The sequence below is a fragment of the Haloarcula sediminis genome, from assembly GCF_035656455.1.
Lineage (GTDB): Archaea > Halobacteriota > Halobacteria > Halobacteriales > Haloarculaceae > Haloarcula > Haloarcula sediminis.
The window spans coordinates 1-726 of sequence record NZ_JAYMGA010000026.1; the positions used below are offsets into that span (position 1 = coordinate 1).

Consider the following 726-nt stretch of genomic DNA (forward strand, 5'->3'; position numbering starts at 1 on the left):
TTCCTCCCGATACTGAGATGTTTCAGTTCTCGGGGTTCCTCATTGCGCGAAGCAATTGTTGAAGAGATTCTCATTCGGAAATCCTGAGTTCTTAGCCTCCGTGCGGCTCCCTCAGGCTTATCGCAGCTTGGCACGTCCTTCTTCAGCTCTCGAGCCGAGCAATCCACCAGCTGGCATAGTAGCCAACGTCGTTGTGACTCGTTAAACTGAACGAGTCCAGTGGACGCCTGGATCGCACGTACACGCGGTTTCATACTCGCCCCCAAGGTGGTAGATGGTGGGCGAATCGACCCTTCCCAACCTCGGTTTCACCCGGGATGGTGCATCTGTCGTCGTACCTGTTCCAACGCCGACCCACACTTAAGGGGCACGGTTCGGAACCGGCACGAAGTACGGACCCGCCGGGAGTTGCACCCGGCGCCCCCGTGAGGGGGTCCGACTCGGAGAGGTCATGTGAGCCCAGCGGGCCCATGCAGTAGTCAGCGCTTGCCGACTCGCGGTGACTTGTGGTCACCAGTCAGTGCCAGTTGGTCGCTGTAAACAGCGACCAAGTGAAGGTGGGCTGGGGCAAAGCCCCAGTCCCGGTCAGTAGGAGGTGATCCAGCCGCAGATTCCTCTACGGCTACCTTGTTACGACTTAAGCCCCCTTGCGGAGCCCAGATTCGACCAGCGCATGCTGGCCTCATCCGGACCCCACTCGGGTGCTTTGACGGGCGGTGTGTGCAA

Annotated in this window: 2 rRNA genes; both read right to left on the reverse strand. The window is 59.6% G+C overall.

Annotation, left to right across the window (positions count from 1 at the left end):
* Positions 1-191 (reverse strand): 23S ribosomal RNA (locus VJ162_RS18430); the annotation flags it as partial.
* A 399-nt stretch (positions 192-590) separates the two neighbouring features.
* A 16S ribosomal RNA gene (locus VJ162_RS18435) occupies positions 591-726 on the reverse strand; the annotation flags it as partial.